Raw genomic sequence first — 17,118 nt, 5'->3', positions numbered from 1 at the left:
GCGGGGCCGACACCGCGGGCCCATCCGAAGACCCAGGGCAACCCTCATAAGGAGATCGCCAGATGACCACCCCTCCTCCCGGAGGCGCCGGATACGCCGGATACTCCGGACCGCACGGGCAGCGCGGCATCCACGACCGGCGCGCCCCGCGCGCAGCGCGCGGCGCCCTCGGAGCGCTCCGAGGGACCGGAGCGCGAGCCCTGGGAGGCACCCGATGAGGGTTCTGCTGATCGGAGCCAACGGGTATCTGGGCCGCTTCGTCGCCGACCGCCTGCTGGCCGACCCCGCGGTGCAGCTGACCACGCTCGGCCGGGGCGACGACGCCGACGTCCGCTTCGACCTCGCCACCGGCAGCCCGGGCGCACTCACCCGCTTCCTGGACGCCGTCCACCCGGGAGTGGTCATCAACTGCGCCGGCGCCACCCGCGGCGGCGCCCGCGACCTCACCCGGCACAACACCGTGGCCGTCGCCACCGTCTGCGAGGCGCTTCGGCGCAGCGGCTGCGGCGCCCGCCTCGTGCAGATCGGCTGCGGTGCCGAGTACGGGCCCTCGCAGCCCGGCTCGTCCACCGCGGAGGACGCGGTGCCCAGGCCCGGTGGCCCGTACGGCGTCAGCAAGCTCGCCGCCACCGAACTCGTCCTCGGCTCCGGCCTCGACGCCGTCGTCCTGCGTGTCTTCTCGCCCGCGGGGCCCGGCACCCCGGCCGGATCCCCGCTCGGCCGGCTCGCCGAGGCGATGCGCCGCGCGATGCAGGCCGGCGACGGGGAGCTGAAGCTGGGCGGTCTCGGCGCACAGCGCGACTTCATCGACGTACGGGACGTGGCACGCGCCGTGCACGCCGCGTCGCTCTCCGCCGCGCAGGGCGTCATCAACATCGGCTCGGGCCGCGCCGTGCGTCTGCGTGACGCCGCCGCCGTACTCGCCCGCGTCGCCGGCTTCGGCGGATCCCTCCACGAACTCGACGGCCCGGCCGTCGGGATGCGGCCATCCGTCGGCCACCCCCGCACCGAATCGGACCACGGGATGCCGCCCGTGCCGACCGCGTATCCGTACCCCGACGGCTGCGGCAGCTGGCAGCAGGCCGACGTGCGCACGGCCCGCGACCGGCTCGGCTGGCGTCCCCGCATCAACCTCGAAGAGTCCCTCGCCGACATCTGGATGGAGGCGGCATGCCGTATCTGACCCCGACCGCGACCGGCCTGTCGAGCACCGACGTACGACTGGGCTTCGGTGTCCCCGGTTTCGCGCACCCTCTCGTCGCACCCGCGGAGTGGGCCGAACTCACCCGCCCCGCAACGCCTTTGCACTGGGTTGTTCTGAATGTGGCGAATGGTCCGGGTTCCCGCCCGGACCAGCACTGCCTGGAGGCGGTGGGGCGGCTCCGGCAGGCCGGGGTGCGTGTCCTTGGTCACTTGGACCTGACCTATGGCGCCCGCGCCTTCGGTGAACTCGTCTCCGACGCCCACCGCTTCCTCGACTGGTACCAGGTGGACGGCTTCTACTTCGACCGCTGCCCCACCGAGCGGGCCGCGCTCCCCGAGGTCCGGCGTGCCACCACGACGCTGCGGGCCCTCGTCGACGACGCGCACATCGTGTTCGGCCACGGCACTCACCCGTACCCCGGATACGCCGAGAGCGCCGACCAGTTGGTGACCTTCTCCGGCCCCTGGAGCGACTATCGCTGGTCCCAGGTCGCGGAGTGGACGGCCGACTACCCGCCCGAGCGGTTCTGTCACTTCGTCCACGGGATGCCCCTCGGCCATCTTGAGGAGGCGCTGCGCATCGCGCGCTGGCAGGGCGCGGGCACGATCTACTTCACCGATCACACGGACCGGGACGGCTCGGCCGACCCGTGGGAGGCGATGCCCGGCTACTGGGACGAAATCGTCTCGCGCATCGGACGCGGTGTCTCGGAATGAAGGGGGGCGTGGCAGTGTTACAGACGGAACAACCGTACGTAGATACCGACCAACGGAGTCCCCGTGTCGCTGCCACCCCTGGTCGAGCCAGCTGCTGAGCTCACCGTAGACGAGGTCCGCAGGTACTCCCGCCACCTGATCATCCCGGATGTCGGGATGGACGGGCAGAAGCGGCTGAAGAACGCCAAGGTGCTCTGTGTGGGCGCCGGTGGCCTTGGCTCGCCGGCCCTCATGTACCTGGCCGCCGCCGGCGTGGGCACGCTCGGCATCGTGGAGTTCGACGAGGTCGACGAGTCGAACCTGCAGCGCCAGATCATCCACAGCCAGGCCGACATCGGCCGGTCCAAGGCGGAATCCGCGAAGGACTCGGTCCTCGGCATCAACCCGTACGTGAACGTGATCCTTCACGAGGAGCGGCTCGAGGCCGACAACGTGATGGACATGTTCAGCCAGTACGACCTGATCGTCGACGGCACGGACAACTTCGCGACGCGCTACCTCGTCAACGACGCGTGCGTGCTGCTCAACAAGCCCTACGTGTGGGGTTCCATCTACCGCTTCGACGGCCAGGCCTCGGTCTTCTGGTCCGAGCACGGGCCGTGCTACCGCTGCCTGTACCCGGAGCCCCCGCCCCCCGGCATGGTCCCCTCCTGCGCCGAGGGCGGTGTCCTGGGCGTGCTGTGCGCGTCCATCGGCTCCATCCAGGTCACCGAGGCGATCAAGGTCCTCGCCGGCGTGGGCGACCCGCTGGTCGGCCGCCTGATGATCTACGACGCCCTCGAGATGCAGTACCGCCAGGTCAAGGTCCGCAAGGACCCCGACTGCGCGGTCTGCGGTCCGAACGCGACCGTCACCGAGCTCATCGACTACGAGGCCTTCTGCGGCGTCGTGTCCGACGAGGCGCAGGAGGCGGCCGCCGGTTCCACGATCACTCCGAAGCAGCTCAAGGAGTGGATCGACGACGGCGAGAGCATCGAGATCATCGACGTCCGCGAGCCGAACGAGTACGAGATCGTCTCCATCCCGGGCGCCAAGCTGATCCCGAAGGGCGAGTTCCTGATGGGCACGGCCCTGGAGAGCATGCCGCAGGACAAGAAGATCGTCTTGCATTGCAAGACGGGTGTCCGCAGTGCGGAAGTCCTCGCCGTGCTGAAGTCCGCGGGCTTCTCGGACGCCGTGCACGTCGGCGGCGGCGTCATCGGCTGGGTCAACCAGATCGAGCCGGACAAGCCGGTCTACTGAGCCTCGGCTCAGCTGCTGTGAGCTGATCGGACGGGCCTCGCGCACGACGCGCGAGGCCCGTCCGTCGTTTCGGGGCGGACGCTCGCCGTCAGGAGCACACCTTGCCGTCGCGCGGTATTCGCCCCTCCAGGAGATACGCGTCGACCGCCGAGTCCACGCAGGCGCTGCCGGAGCCGTACGCCCCGTGCCCCTCGCCCTTCCACGTCAGCTCGATCCCGACGCCCCTGCCCAGCTCATCGGCCATGCGGCGGGCCCCTTCGTAGGGAGTCGCCGGGTCGCCGGTATTGCCCACGACAAGAACGGGCGCCGCTCCCCGCGCGCTCACATCCGGGTCGTCCCACTGACCGGGGACCGGCCAGTCACGGCACCAGCCCGCCGTGTCCCAGCCCATGTACGACCCGAACACGGGCGAGATCTCCCGGAACTTCGCGAGCCGCTCCTTCGTCTCCCGCACCGTGGGACGCACCTTGTCGTCGAGGCAGGAGATCGCCCGCTGGGAGTGGCTCGCCGTGCCGTAACGCCCGCTCGCGTCACGGTCGTTGTACGAGTCGGCGAGTGCGAGCAGGGTGCTGCCGTCGCCCCGCTCCGTGTCCCGCAGGCCTCGTGTCAGGGCGGGCCAGCTGTTCTTGCTGTACAGAGTGACGGCGATGCCGGTCGTCGCGAGCGATTCGTTCAACTCGCGGCCGCCCGGGACGGGCAGGGGTTTCCCGTCGAGCTTCTTGAGGAGCGCGGCGACCTCACGTGAGCCCTCCTCGGGGTCCTTGCCGCGTGACCTGAAGTAGTTCTCAAGGGCCCGCTGGAAGCCGCGGGCCTGGTTCTCCGCCTGCTCAATGCGGCCGGCCGTCGGATCGACCACGGCGTCCAGGGCGAGTCGCCCGACCTTGTCGGGGAACAAGTGGGCGTAGATGCCGCCCAGTTCGGTGCCGTAGGAGACGCCCATGTAGTGCAGCTTCTTGTCGCCGAGTGCCCCACGCATCAGGTCCATGTCGCGCGCGGCCTCGGTGGTCGACACATGGGCGAGCAGCGCACCGGCCTGCTTGCCGCAGCCCTTGCCGAACGCGACGGCGTCCCGGAGGTATGCCGTCTCCTCCGCCTTGGTGTCCGGGGTGAGGTCGACGGACTCGGCCGCCCCCATCTCCTTGTCGCTGCGACAGCGCAGCCCGCGGCTTGCCGAGACGCCGCGTGGATCGAAGCTCACCAGGTCGTAGCGTTCCCGCAGCTTCGAGTACTGCGGGGCGAACGCCGGAAGCAGGTCCACTCCGGAGCCGCCGGGGCCGCCGAAGTTGAACAGCAGGGACCCGATCCGCTCGCTCTGGTCGCCCCGAGCCTTGGTCCGGATCAGGGCGAGGTCGATCGTGGGCCCGGTCGGCTCGGCGTAGTCGAGGGGTGCTTTGAGCGTCGCGCACTGCCAGTCGGAGCCGGGCGCGGGCGAGCCCGCGTGCGCCCGGCAGCGGCCCCAGTCGAGGCGCTGGTCGGTGAGTGACGAGGGGAGAGCGGGGGAGCCCCCGGCGCCCGGCGACGCGTCGCCGGGGCGTGCGGCGGATGCCGACGGCGACGTCGGATCGCCGCCTTCGGCACGCTCGCCCGAGCCGCTGCAGCCCGCCACCGGCCCGGCCGTCAGTACGACGGCCGCGGCCAGGGCCAGCACGCGGGCCCCTTTTCCCCGGCGTGTGCGTGCGTCCGCGGGCGCACGCGAATCCTGTGCCGCCATGGCACCTCCCCCCTCAACTGCCTCCGTTCGAAAGACAGTCAGGCCATCGTAGGAGGGTCCGCGGGCATCCGGATCGGCCTGTGGACAACTCCGTGATCACTTGCAGACCGTTCCCCCGTTCGGGGGCTTCCCGCTGAGGAGGTAGGTGTTCACGGCGCCGTGCACACACTTGTTTCCGCTGTCGTACGCCCCGTGCCCCTCGCCGTCGTACGTCAACTCGACGCCCACGCCCTTGCCGAGCGCGTCGACCATCTTCTTCGCCCCCTCGTACGGGGTGGCCGGGTCGCCGGTGTTGCCGACGACGAGGATCGGGGCGGAGCCGGGCGCGCTGACGTCCGGGTGCTCGGCGGCCCCGTCGACGGCCCAGCCGGAGCAGTTGAGCATGCCCCAGGCCAGATAGTCACCGAACATCGGGGACGCCTCGCGGAACTCCGGCAGCTTCGCCTCGACGTCCTTCGCCGAGTAGCGGGGCTTGTCGTCGGCGCAGTTGATGGCGATGTTCGCGGCCTGGATATTGCTGTACTTGCCGTCCTCGTTGCGCCCGTTCATCGAGTCGGACAACGCCATGAGGATCTTGCCGTCGCCGTCGTAGGCCTGCTGGAGGCCCTCGGTCAGGTACTCCCAGAAGTCCTGCGAGTACAGGGCCTGGGCGACCCCGTTGGTCGCCGCCGTCTGCGTGAGGTCGCGCGGGAAGATGCCCGGGATCGGCTTCTCCTCGAGTTCGTCCAGCAGCTTGGCGATCTTGGTCTTGACGTCCTGCGGGGTGTCCCCGACGGGACAGTCCTCGGCCTGGGACGTGCAGTGCTTCGCGTAGTTGTCGAGGGCGAGCTGGAAGCCCTTCGCCTGGCCGAGCGCGCCCTCCTCCGGGTCCTGCGTGGGGTCGACGACGCCGTCGAACACGGCGCGGCCCATCTTCTTGGGGAACAAGTGGGCGTAGACGCCGCCCAGTTCGGTGCCGTACGAGATGCCGAAGTAGTGCAGCTTCTTGTCGCCGAGGACCTGGCGCATGAGATCCATGTCGCGGGCCGCGTCCGTGGTGCGTACGTGGGGGAGGACGGTCTCGGAGTTCTTCTCGCACGTGCCGTTGAACGTCTTGATGTTGTCGACGAGCTTCTTCTGCTCCGCCGCGTCGTCCGGCGTCGAGTCCTGCTGGAAGTACTCGTCGAGCTGCTTGTCGTCCTCGCACTTGATGCCCGCGCTGCGGCCCACCCCGCGCGGGTCGAAGCTGACGAGGTCGTAGCGGGTGCGCAGCTTCGCGTACTCGGAGCCGAAGGCGGGCAGGGTGGTGACCCCGGAGCCGCCGGGGCCGCCGAAGTTGAAGATCAGCGAGCCGATGCGCTTGTCCTCGCTGCCGCTCGCTCTGGCGCGGATCAAGGCCAGGTCGATCGTGTCGCCCTTGGGGTGGTCCCAGTCGAGTGGGGCCTTCATGGTGGCGCACTGCCAGGCGGCTCCGCCGGGAAGCGGAGAGGGCGCGTCGCCGCCGCCCTGCGACTCCGCGGGCGCGGGACAGTCCTTCCAGCTCAGCTCCTGGGACGAGAGGTCCACGTCGTCGTCCGTGTCGCTGCTGCACGCCGCGAGCGATACGGACAGCAGGGTGGCGGCGGTCAGGGCAGCGGTACGGGACCAGGACGGATTGGGCATGCGTCCATCCTGCGGCGGCGGGGTGCGGGGCGCTCGGGCTGCGGGCTGTGCGAGTGAGGTCGCTGCCGCCCGGAGGATGCCCTAGAGGGCGCCCTTCCTTGTCAGGTGGTTGAAGAACAGCCATCCGGGGAGGACGGGGAGCCACAGGGTGAGCAGCCGGTACAGCAGCACCGCGGGCGCCGCGACCTCCTTGGGCAGGCCGACCGCGATCAGACCCACCGTCAGGGTCGCCTCGACGGCGCCCACGCCACCCGGTGTCGGGGCGGCCGAGCCGAGCGCGTTACCGGCGAGGAAGACCACCGCGACGCTGGCGAGGCTGATCGTGGTCTGGGTCTCGTCCCCGAAGGCGCGGATCGAGGCGTCCAGGCACATCACGAAGCAGGCGGTCAGCAGCAGCATGCCGCCGATGCCGGTGAGCAGCTTCCGGGGCCGTTGCAGCACATCGAGCATGCGCGGCACGACACCGGCGAAAAGTGAGCGCACGCGCGTGACGACGAATTTCCGCAGGAACGGAATCGACGTCACTACAAGGACGAGCACAGCGACGGTCAGCAGGCCCGCGATGACCGTGCGGGACGGCGACAGGGAGGGCGTCTTCTCCGTCCCCGTCAGATAACCGAAGGTCAGCAGCAGCAGGATGTGGCTGCCCATGCCGAACAGCTGCGAGGCGCCCACACTCGCCACGGCGAGCCCCGGACGTACTCCCGCACGCTGCAAGAAGCGCGTGTTGAGCGCCACTCCACCGACCGCCGCCGGTGCCACGATCTTCACGAAGGACCCGGCGACCTGGGCCGCGACGGCCCGCATGAAGGGCACGCGTTCCGGCACGAAGCCGAGCAGGCTCATCGCGGCCGCTACGTAGCTGAGCGCGGAGAACAGCACCGCGATGCCGACCCAGCCCCACTCGGCCTCGCCCACGATCGCGCCGAAGTCGATGTGGGTGAGCTGCGACAGCAGGAAGTACGCGCCGATCGCTCCGGCGATGAAACTGATCAGCGTGCGCGGCCGGATCCGCTCCAGACGGGCCGGCTCGACGGGCGCCTGCGGCCGGATGCGCAGCACCTGGTGGCGGATCTGGGTCAGCAGATCCTCCTCGCGGGCCTCTTCGAGCGCCTCGTCGAGGGCCCGCTTCTCGGCCTGCCGTTCCGCCTTCTCGGACTTCTTCTCGGCGCGAACGGACACCTTGCCGGTGTCGGTGGCGGCGGCCTCGTCGATGCGCGTCTGTTTGGCCTTGCTGGACGCCTCCAGGACGGCTTCGCGCTCGCGCTGGGCACGCTCACGTCCGAGCCTGCGCAGCGTCGCCCTGGTGGAGCGGGTGAGCGCGATCGGCTGCAACAGCGGCAGACAGTCGGCGACGGTGTCCGGGCCGAGGACTTCCACGGCGGACGCGACGGTGCGCTCGGCGCCCGCCCGGAGGCCCAGCGTCGTGAGCAGCTGTGCGATGTCCATGCGGAGAACCAGGTCGCCCGCGGCGATCTCGCCGCCGCGCAGATCCGTGAGAACCACGGTGCCGGAACGATCCACCAGAATCGCGTCGCCGGCCAGCCTGCGATGCGCGATGCGCCGCGACTGGAGCGCCTGGACCTGGTGCCAGGTGTCGCGCATCAGCTCGTCGGTGATCTCCTCGTCCGGCAGCGAGTCCAGGGACCGGCCGCCGACGTGCTCGTAGACGAGCATGACGGCGTCGGGGCCGAGCTCGGACGTCGCGATCAGCTTCGGCGCGTTCGCCCCGGCGGCGATCGCCGCGTAGGCGAGCAGCGCCTCCTGTTCCAGGGCCTGGCGCAGCGACTGGAGGCTGCGGCGCTGCGTGATGCCGCGCAGCGTCAGGCGTCGCCACACCCGGTAGAAGAAGCCCTGCGCCTGCTGCTCCCGGTCCACCACGGTGACGTCGAGCGGTGGTCCGTCCTCCAGGGTGACGAAGTAGCGGCGCCCCCGGTCACCGTTCTCCGTGGTGCCCTCATGGGCTTCCTCACGGGAGGCGTTGACGGGGTGGAAGCCGACGTGGCGCAGTCCGGCGAGGAGCGTCTGCCCTGTGGGGCGCACGTTCGGGGAGCCGACGGCGTACAGCGTTCCGTAGGCGACGGTCCAGCCGATGAGGACCGTCAGGATGATCGAGAACGGTGTCGTGTAGCCGGTGACGAGCATCGCGAAGGCGTCGAGCAGCAGCACCACCCACAGCACGACGCGCCACCGTGGTCGCCGGGACATGCCGACGGCCGTCATATAGGCGATGACGGGCGCCAGGTAGCCGTGCACCGGGTCGGTCAGCGCGTGAATGTCGCCGGGCGACACCGTGGTGAGCGCTTCCTGGATGGACTGCGGGGCGGCCTTGGCGACCCACAGATCCGTCGCGAGGGTCACCCCGTGCGCGAGGACCGCGGCGAGCACGCCGTCGGCGATCCGTAGACCGTCGCGCTTGATGAGGCGCTCGATGGCGAACGCGACCGGCACCAGCAGGATGGCGATGCTGGAGGCGAGACCCGCGAACTTGGTCAGCAGGTCGGGCGCCTGGCCTGTGCCCTTGTCGATGTCCTGGGCGAAGCCCGAGGTCGTGCCGTGCGCGAACGCCGCGATCGCCATGATCACGACGACGGCGAGCACGCCCACGAGGAGCCGCATGAGATCGGAGGGGCGGTGCACGCGCGCGGGGAGCAGCGGTTCGTCGCCGTCGACCTGCTCCGTGTGCGCGTCACCGTCGGCACAGTCGGGATCGTGCAACGGTTGCTCGTGCTTCGCTTCGGCGGCCTGTTCGCCGTCGTCGTCAGGGCGCGCCGGTGCCACAGAGGTGCCCTCCGCCTTGTCGGGGTGCACGCTCTGCTGCTCCGTGGTCTCTTCTTGATCTCGTATCACCAGTCACCGCCCGCACGATGGTGGCATGCCGCACCGTCATAGGGGGGCATCAGGGTGCATTCGTGGAGGCGGGAGTCCGCGGCGGGCGTCGCGGCCCGCGCATGTGGGAGCCGCCTCTTGTCCGTCCCTCCGCACTGTCGGTGCTGTGCGGCAGGATGGGCAGGATGAGCAAGGAGAGCGAACCGGCGGGAGAGCTTCCCGCGTACGCGGAGCGGGTCCTGGACGTCGCGGAGCTGATCCCGCGCGGACGGGTCATGACGTACGGGGACGTGGCCGAATGGCTCGAGGAGGGCGGCCCCCGCCAGGTGGGGCGGGTGATGGCCCTCTACGGAGGCGCGGTTCCGTGGTGGCGTGTGGTGCGGGCGGACGGGCAGTTCCTGCCGGGGAGCGAACTGCGCGCGCTCGACCACTACAGGGAGGAGAACACGCCCTTGCGCGAGGCCTCCCGGGCCGCCGAAGGGCACGTGCCGCGCCTCGACATGAAGCGCGCGCGGTGGGACGGCCGGGCAGGTACGGAAGCTCACAATTGACAGCTTCGGCCATCCCGCGCGCGGGTGGGGGGCCGGTGGCCCGTATGGGGGAAACGGGGCATGCGGGGCACTTCGGCACCTCCGTGTCCGTTGGTGAGACCGGGCACAGTTGCGCCCGGGGGAGCGCGGGAGAGGCGCCGGAAGCCCGGCTTCCGCCACACTCGACGGCGTAGCGTCGACGGCACCGTCGATGGCAGACACCTCCTTCAACCCATGGCCACCGCTTCGCGCGGACGGCTCTTCGACCACCAGCACACCCACCAGGACCAGCGATCCACGTGAGCTCCTCCTCGTCCCCCCGGCACCTGTCGCAGCACCAGGTTCGACAGGGGCTCCCCGGTGCGTACCGCTTGGTGCGTACCCGGCCGGCTCCGGTGGACCCCCCTCGTCTGGACGCACATCAGCGTGCGGTGGTTGACCATGTCCACGGGCCGCTCCTCGTCCTGGCCGGTCCGGGAACGGGCAAGACCACGACGCTCGTGGAGGCCGTCTCGGCGCGCATCGCCAAGGGCACCGATCCCGCACGCATCCTGGTGCTCACGTTCAGCCGCAAGGCCGCGGTCGAACTGCGCGACCGCATGGCACAGCGCATAGGGGCCGCGCACGCTCCACAGGCGACGACGTTCCACTCGTTCTGTTACGCCCTGGTCCGTGCCCACCAGGACGCGGACCTCTTCGTGGAGCCCCTGCGCCTCCTTTCGGGTCCCGAGCAGGACGTCGCCGTACGGGAGATGCTCGCCGGGCAGATCGACCTGGAGCAGGCGGGGCTCGCGCATGTGCGCTGGCCCGACGAGCTGCGCGCGTGCCTCACCACGCGGGGCTTCGCCGACGAGGTGCGCGCGGTCCTCGCCCGGAGTCGTGAGCTGGGTCTGGGGCCCGCCGCCCTGGACGCCTTCGCGCGCCGCATCGGCCGCCCGGACTGGCGGGCGGCCGCCACCTTCCTCGCCGAGTACCTGGACGTCCTCGACGCGCAGGGCGTGCTCGACTACGCGGAACTGGTGCACCGTGCCGTGCTCCTCGCACACCGCACGGAGGTAGCGGACCGGCTCGCCGCGCAGTACGACGCCGTGTTCGTCGACGAGTACCAGGACACCGACCCCGCCCAGGTGCGGCTGCTGCACGCGCTGGCCGGCGGGGGGCGCACGCTCGTCGCCTTCGGCGACCCGGACCAGTCGATCTACGCGTTCCGGGGCGCGGACGTGAACGGCATCCTGGAATTCCGCGGGGACTTCCCGCAGGCGCACGGCGCCCCCGCACCGGTCGAAGTGCTCACCACGTCCCGGCGGTCCGGCGCCCGTCTCCTGGAGGCGACGCGCCGCATCGCCCAGCGGATGCCGCTGACCCGGCTGCCCGCGCACAAGGTGCGGGCCCATCGTGAGCTGTCGCCCGTGCGCGACGGAGGCAGGACCGAGGTCTACACGTATCCGACCTCCGGTACGGAGCTCGACAACATCGCGGACATCCTGCGGCGTGCCCACCTGGAGGACGGCGTCCCCTGGAGCGACATGGCCGTCCTGGTGCGTGCCGGTGGGCGCAGCATTCCGGGCGTGCGGCGCGCGCTCACGGCAGCGGGCGTCCCCCTCGACATCGACGGCGACGATCTGCCGCTGCGCCACGAACCGGCGGTCATGCCGCTGCTGACGGCCCTCAAGGTGGCGGCCCGGGCCGAGACATCTGACGCCTCGGACGCCCATGACGCCTCTGACGCCTCTGACGCCTCCGATGTCACGGACGCCTCGGAAGGCGGGTCCCGGCTCGACACCGAGACGGCACTCGAACTCCTGGCCTCGCCGCTCGCCGGGATGGACGCGGCCGATCTGCGCCGCTTGGGGCGCGCTCTGCGCGAGGAGGAGCGCGCGTCCGGGAACGCGCTGCCGCCGCCCTCCGACGAGCTGCTCGCGCGTGCCCTTGTCGAGCCCGAACGGCTCGCCCTGCACGACCCGGCGTACGCCCGCGGCGCGCAGCGTCTCGGCGCGCTCCTCGCCACTGCCCGCCAGAAACTCGCCGACGGCGGCACCGCGGAGGAAGCCCTCTGGGAGCTGTGGAACGGCACTCCCTGGCCGACCCGGCTCGAGCGTGCCGCTCGCCGGGGCGGCGCGGCCGGGCGCAACGCGGACCGCGATCTGGACGCCGTCTGCGCCCTGTTCGCCGTCGCCTCGCGCGCGGAGGAGCGCACCGGGGGCCGTGGTGCCCGCAACTTCCTGGAGGAGCTGGAGGCCCAGGACATCGCGGCCGACACCCTCGCCGGACGGGCCGTGCGCCCCGACGCCGTGCGCCTGATGACCGCGCACCGCTCCAAGGGCCTGGAGTGGCGGCTCGTCGTCGTCGCGGGCGTCCAGGAAGGGCTCTGGCCCGATCTGCGGCGCCGCGGCTCACTCCTGGAGGCCGACCGCATCGGACGCGACGGCCTCGCCGAACCCCTCACCCCCGGAGCGCTGCTCGCGGAGGAACGACGCCTCTTCTACGTCGCCGCCACGCGCGCGAAGGAGCGGCTCGTCGTCACCGCTGTGAAGGCCCCTGCCGACGACGGCGACCAGCCGTCCCGGTTCCTGACCGAGCTGGGCGTGGAACCCAAGGACGTCACCGGGCGCCCGCGCCGCCCCCTGGCCGTCGCCGCGCTCGTCGCCGAACTCCGTGCCACGACGGTCGACCCGCGCGTCTCCGAAGGGCTGCGCGAGGCCGCCGCGCGCCGCCTCGCCCAGCTCGCCGCGCTCAGTGACGACGACGGAAGACCGCTCGTGCCGTCCGCCCACCCGTACCGCTGGTGGGGCATGTACGAGCCGACCGAGAGCAAGGTCCCGCTGCGCGACCGGGACAACCCCGTCGTCCTCTCCGGAAGCGCCCTCGACCAGCTGGCCAACACCTGCGCCCTCCAGTGGTTCCTCGGCCGCGAGGTGAAGGCCGACGCCCCCGCCACCGCGGCCCAGGGCTTCGGCAACGTCGTGCACGTCCTGGCCGATGAGGTCGCCTCCGGGCGCACGCCCGCCGACCTCGACGTCCTCATGGAGCGCCTGGATTCCGTGTGGGACTCCCTCGCCTTCGACGCGCCCTGGAAGTCCGCCCAGGAGAAGGAGAACGCCCGCGCCGCGCTCGAGCGCTTCCTCCAGTGGCACGTCATGGACCGGACGAGCCGCACCCCCGTCGCCAGTGAGCACGACTTCGACGTGACGCTCGAAGCGGGCTCCTACGAAGTACGCATCCGCGGCTCCATGGACCGGGTGGAGCGCGACGACGAGGGCCGCGCCTACGTGGTCGACTTCAAGACCGGCAAGCAGGCGCCGAGCGCAGCGGACGTCGCCCGCCATCCGCAGCTCGCCGTGTATCAGCTCGCCGTGCACGAGGGCGCGGTCGACGAGGTCTTCGACGGAGTCCGGCCGCACCCCGGAGGGGCCGAGCTGGTGCAGCTTCGGCAGGGCGCCGCCAAGAAGGACGGCGGCGAGGCCCTGCCGAAGGTGCAGGCACAGGAGCCCCTCGAAGGGGAGTGGGTCGGCGATCTCCTCGCCACCGCGGCCGGCAAGGTCCTCGACGAGCGCTTCGTACCGACCACCGGACAGCACTGCACGCACTGCGCCTTCCGCGCCTCGTGCAGCGCGCGCCCGGAGGGCAAACACGTGGTCGAGTGACGTGCGCCTCCACTGAGCCGGAACGGGACGGCGCTGTCAGTGGTGCCGGTTAGCCTCGATGAGGTGACCACGCGCCTCACCGACCCCGAGCAGCTCAAAGAGCTGCTCGGCATCCCGTTCACCCCGGAGCAGACGGCCTGCATCACCGCGCCGCCCGCCCCGCAGGTGATCGTGGCCGGAGCGGGCTCCGGGAAGACGACGGTGATGGCCGCGCGCGTGGTCTGGCTGGTCGGCACCGGTCAGGTCGCCCCCGAGCAGGTCCTGGGCCTCACGTTCACCAACAAGGCGGCGGGCGAGCTGGCCGAGCGCGTCCGCAAGGCCCTGATCAAGGCGGGCGTCACCGACCCCGATGCCATCGACCCGGACAACCCCCCGGGCGAGCCCGTGATCTCCACCTACCACGCCTTCGCGGGCCGGCTCCTGACCGACCACGGCCTGCGCCTCGGGCTCGAACCCACGACACGGCTGCTCGCCGACGCCACCCGCTTCCAGCTCGCCGCGCGCGTGCTGCGCGAAGCCCCCGGCCCCTATCCCGCCCTCACGCGCTCCTTCGCCGACCTGGTCAGCGATCTGCTCACGCTGGACGGCGAGCTGGCGGAACACCTCGTACAACCAGGCAAGCTGCGCGCGTACGACCAGGAGCTGCTGCGCGCCCTCGAAGGCGTCAAGCTCAGCAACGCGGACCTGCGGAAGGTGCCTGAGGCGGCCGCCGCGCGCCTGGAGCTGGCCGAGCTCGTGGGGCGCTACAGGGAGGCCAAGCGCACGCGGGACCTCCTCGACTTCGGCGACCAGATCGCCCTGTCGGCGACGCTGGCCGACACCAGGCCCGAGGTCGGCGAGATCCTGCGCGACGAGTTCCGCGTGGTCCTGCTCGACGAGTACCAGGACACCTCCGTGGCCCAGCGGATCCTGCTCGCCGGTCTGTTCGGCGGGGGGACGGGCCACGCGGTGACCGCGGTCGGCGACCCCTGTCAGGCGATCTACGGATGGCGCGGCGCCTCCGTCGCCAACCTCGACGACTTCCCGCGCCACTTCGCGTACGCGGACGGGCGCCCGGCCACCCGCTTCGCGCTCAGCGAGAACCGGCGCAGCGGCGGCCGCCTGCTCGACCTCGCCAACGGGCTCGCCGAGCCGCTCAGGGCGATGCACGCGGGCGTGGAGGCGCTGCGCCCCGCCCCCGGGGCCGAGCGGGACGGCGTCGTGCGCTGCGCCCTCCTGAGCACGCACAGCGAGGAGATCGACTGGCTCGCCGACTCCATCGGCCACCTCGTCGCCACGGGAACGGCGCCCGGCGAGATCGCCGTGCTGTGCCGCACCGCGACCGACTTCGCCGAGATCCAGGGCGCCCTGGTCGCCCGCGACATCCCGGTCGAAGTGGTCGGCCTCTCCGGCCTGTTGCACCTCCCGGAGATCGCCGACCTGGTCGCCATGTGCGAGGTCCTCCAAGACCCCGGAGCCAACGCCTCCCTCGTGCGGCTGCTGACCGGTCCGCGCTGGCGCATCGGCCCGCGCGACCTCGCCCTCCTCGGGCGCCGGGCACGTTATTTGGTCTCCCACGCGCGCGGGGGAGAGGACGACGACCCGGACCGGCGCCTGGCCGCGGCCGTCGAGGGGGTCGACCCCTCCGAGGTGATATCGCTGGCGGACGCGCTCGACACGTTCCTGGAGACCTCGGCCGAGGACGCGGAGGACGACGACGGGCTGCCGTTCTCACCGGACGCGCGCGTGCGCTTCGCCCGGCTCGCCACCGAACTGCGCGAGCTGCGCCGTTCCTTGTCCGACCCCCTCATGGACGTGTTGCACCGTGTCCTGGCGGTCACCGGCCTGGAGGTCGAACTCTCCGCGTCCCCGCACGCGCTGGCGGCCCGGCGACGCGAGACGCTGTCCAACTTCCTCGACGTCGCCGCGTCCTTCGCGGCCAACGACGGCTCCGCGACACTGCTCGCCTTCCTCGGGTTCCTGCGCACCGCGGCGCAGTACGAGAAGGGCCTCGACAACGCGCTGCCGGGTGGCGAGGACACCGTGAAGGTGCTCACCGCCCACAAGTCCAAGGGCCTCGAATGGGACGTCGTCGCCGTCCCCGGCCTCGTCAACGGCACGTTCCCGAGCACCCAGGGCCGCGAGAAGTGGACGGCACAGGCCAAGGTCCTGCCCCACGAACTGCGCGGTGACGGCGCCACGCTGCCCGACATCGAGACGTGGGACTCCAAGGGCATGAAGGCCTTCCACGCCGACATGAAGGACCACCAGCACACCGAGGAACTGCGCCTGGGATACGTCACGTTCACGCGCCCGCGCTCCCTGCTGCTCGGCTCGGGGCACTGGTGGGGACCGTCCCAGAAGCGCAAGCGCGGCCCGTCGGACTTCCTCGAGGCGCTGTACGAGCACTGCGCCGCAGGGCACGGCGAGATCGAGGCCTGGGCGGACGAACCGGCGGAGGACGAGGAGAACCCGGCGCTCCAGGAGAACTCGGTCGAGCACGCCTGGCCGCTGCCGCTGGACGAGGAGGCACGGGCGCGCCGCCGGGCCGCCGCGCACACGGTCCTCGCCCACCTCGAGCGCGCCGCGGGGCCCGACGCCGCGTACGCGCACACGCAGGCCCACCCCGCGGCCCTCGACGAGCCGCCCTTCGAGGACCCCGACTGGCCGCCCCCGCCCGAGGACGACGAACCGCCCTACGACCCCTACGAGGACGGCTACGTCCCGGACGAGGGCCATCGCGAGTCCTACGAGGGCGACCACGCCCCCTACGAGGACGCCGTGTTCCCGGCCGGTGCCGACGCGCGCGTGGCCGAGCCCGAGCCGTCGGCCCCGGTCGTGCCGCACCCGGCTCCCGCCCCGGAGTCGGAGCTCACCCCGGAGGAGGCGCGCACCATCGCCTCCTGGGACCGCGACCTCGAGGCACTGAGCGGCGAGCTGCTGCGCGCCCGCGCGGCCGTGCGCGACGTTCCCGTCCCACACACGCTCACCGCGTCCCAGCTCCTGCGGATGGCCGCGGATCCGGACGCCTTCGCCCAGGAGCTCGCCCGCCCCATGCCCCAGCCGCCGCAGCCGGCGGCCCGCAGGGGAACCAGGTTCCACGCCTGGATCGAGTCGCGCTTCGAAGAGCTCCGGCTGCCCATGCTCGACCCCGATGAGCTGCCCGGCAGCGACGCCGAGATCGCGGACGAGCGGGACCTGGAAGAGCTCAAGGAAGCCTTCGAGCGCACTCCCTACGCCCACCGCGCCCCCTACCGGGTGGAGACCTCCTTCCAGTTGGCCATCGCGGGCCGCATCGTGCGGGGCCGTATCGACGCCGTCTACAAGGAAGGCGACGGGGACGACGCGACATACGAGATCGTGGACTGGAAGACGGCCCACCGGAAGTCCGCCGACCCGCTTCAGCTGGCCGTCTACCGGGTCGCCTGGGCCGAGCAGCAGGGCGTGCCCCTGGAAGCGGTGAGCGCCGCCTTCCTGTACGTACGCACCGGGGAGACGGTCCGGCCGCGTCGGCTGCCCGGCCGGGAGGAGCTGGAAAGGCTCCTGCTGGAGGACCCGCAGGAGTCGGCGGAGCCCGTGGTGGAACCGCCGGACGAACACGTTCGGGCGGGCGGATAGGCTC

General features: G+C 71.6%; 9 protein-coding genes. 6 read left to right on the top strand and 3 right to left on the bottom strand.

What is annotated here, in order from left to right; genetic code table 11:
* Positions 1-214: 214 nt before the first annotated feature.
* The 3 genes from ACNYS0_RS15275 to moeZ all read left to right on the top strand — a co-directional run bounded on the left by ACNYS0_RS15275 (position 215) and on the right by moeZ (position 3,162).
* A complete protein-coding gene (locus ACNYS0_RS15275; RefSeq protein WP_385768595.1) occupies positions 215-1,183 on the top strand; it encodes an NAD-dependent epimerase/dehydratase family protein in 969 nt (322 codons plus the stop codon).
* On the top strand, positions 1,171-1,920 hold the full coding sequence (locus tag ACNYS0_RS15270; RefSeq protein WP_422474066.1) for a spherulation-specific family 4 protein: 750 nt from the start codon (positions 1,171-1,173) through the stop codon (positions 1,918-1,920). The genes ACNYS0_RS15275 and ACNYS0_RS15270 overlap by 13 nt, the downstream gene beginning before the upstream one ends.
* Positions 1,921-1,983: 63 nt before the next feature.
* Positions 1,984-3,162, top strand: a complete 1,179-nt coding sequence (gene moeZ, locus ACNYS0_RS15265) for an adenylyltransferase/sulfurtransferase MoeZ (protein ID WP_422474064.1) — start codon at positions 1,984-1,986, stop codon at positions 3,160-3,162.
* An 88-nt stretch (positions 3,163-3,250) separates the two neighbouring features.
* On the opposite strand, the gene ACNYS0_RS15260 is transcribed toward moeZ, so the two are convergent.
* From ACNYS0_RS15260 to ACNYS0_RS15250, 3 genes are all read right to left on the bottom strand, one after another.
* A complete protein-coding gene (locus ACNYS0_RS15260) occupies positions 3,251-4,873 on the bottom strand; it encodes an alpha/beta hydrolase (protein ID WP_422474062.1) in 1,623 nt (540 codons plus the stop codon).
* Positions 4,874-4,969: 96 nt separating this feature from the next.
* Positions 4,970-6,514 (bottom strand): alpha/beta hydrolase, encoded by a 1,545-nt coding sequence (locus tag ACNYS0_RS15255; RefSeq protein WP_422474060.1) that lies wholly within the window; start codon positions 6,512-6,514, stop codon positions 4,970-4,972.
* Between the two features lie 81 nt (positions 6,515-6,595).
* Positions 6,596-9,364 (bottom strand): lysylphosphatidylglycerol synthase domain-containing protein, encoded by a 2,769-nt coding sequence (locus tag ACNYS0_RS15250; protein ID WP_422474058.1) that lies wholly within the window; start codon positions 9,362-9,364, stop codon positions 6,596-6,598.
* 155 nt (positions 9,365-9,519) lie between these two features.
* On the opposite strand from ACNYS0_RS15250, the gene ACNYS0_RS15245 reads away from it, so the two are divergent.
* The 3 genes from ACNYS0_RS15245 (at position 9,520) to ACNYS0_RS15235 (ending at position 17,114) form a co-directional block, all read left to right on the top strand.
* Positions 9,520-9,894 carry an MGMT family protein gene (locus ACNYS0_RS15245; protein ID WP_422474056.1) on the top strand — a complete coding sequence of 125 codons (375 nt, stop codon included), beginning with the start codon at positions 9,520-9,522 and terminating at the stop codon, positions 9,892-9,894.
* Between the two features lie 278 nt (positions 9,895-10,172).
* Positions 10,173-13,517 carry an ATP-dependent helicase gene (locus ACNYS0_RS15240; RefSeq protein ID WP_422474054.1) on the top strand — a complete coding sequence of 1,115 codons (3,345 nt, stop codon included), beginning with the start codon at positions 10,173-10,175 and terminating at the stop codon, positions 13,515-13,517.
* Between the two features lie 63 nt (positions 13,518-13,580).
* Entirely contained in the window at positions 13,581-17,114 is a 3,534-nt protein-coding gene (locus tag ACNYS0_RS15235) for an ATP-dependent DNA helicase (protein WP_422474052.1), read from the top strand.
* The last annotated feature ends 4 nt before the right edge of the window (positions 17,115-17,118 follow it).

Origin of the sequence: Streptomyces anthophorae (genome assembly GCF_049310305.1) — a bacterium.
In the GTDB taxonomy this organism is placed as follows: Bacteria; Actinomycetota; Actinomycetes; order Streptomycetales; family Streptomycetaceae; genus Streptomyces.
The sequence above is the reverse complement of the archived record's forward strand: the minus strand, read 5'-3'. Positions and strand labels throughout refer to the sequence as shown.

What these genes read in the sequence shown, in the direction of transcription:
- ACNYS0_RS15270 (WP_422474066.1), top strand. Translation starts at nt 1,171, where the DNA reads ATGCCGTATCTGACCCCGACCGCGACCGGCCTGTCGAGCACCGACGTA.
- ACNYS0_RS15255 (WP_422474060.1), bottom strand. Translation starts at nt 6,514, where the DNA reads ATGCCCAATCCGTCCTGGTCCCGTACCGCTGCCCTGACCGCCGCCACC.
- ACNYS0_RS15245 (WP_422474056.1), top strand. Translation starts at nt 9,520, where the DNA reads ATGGGCAGGATGAGCAAGGAGAGCGAACCGGCGGGAGAGCTTCCCGCG.
- ACNYS0_RS15260 (WP_422474062.1), bottom strand. Translation starts at nt 4,873, where the DNA reads ATGGCGGCACAGGATTCGCGTGCGCCCGCGGACGCACGCACACGCCGG.
- ACNYS0_RS15275 (WP_385768595.1), top strand. Translation starts at nt 215, where the DNA reads ATGAGGGTTCTGCTGATCGGAGCCAACGGGTATCTGGGCCGCTTCGTC.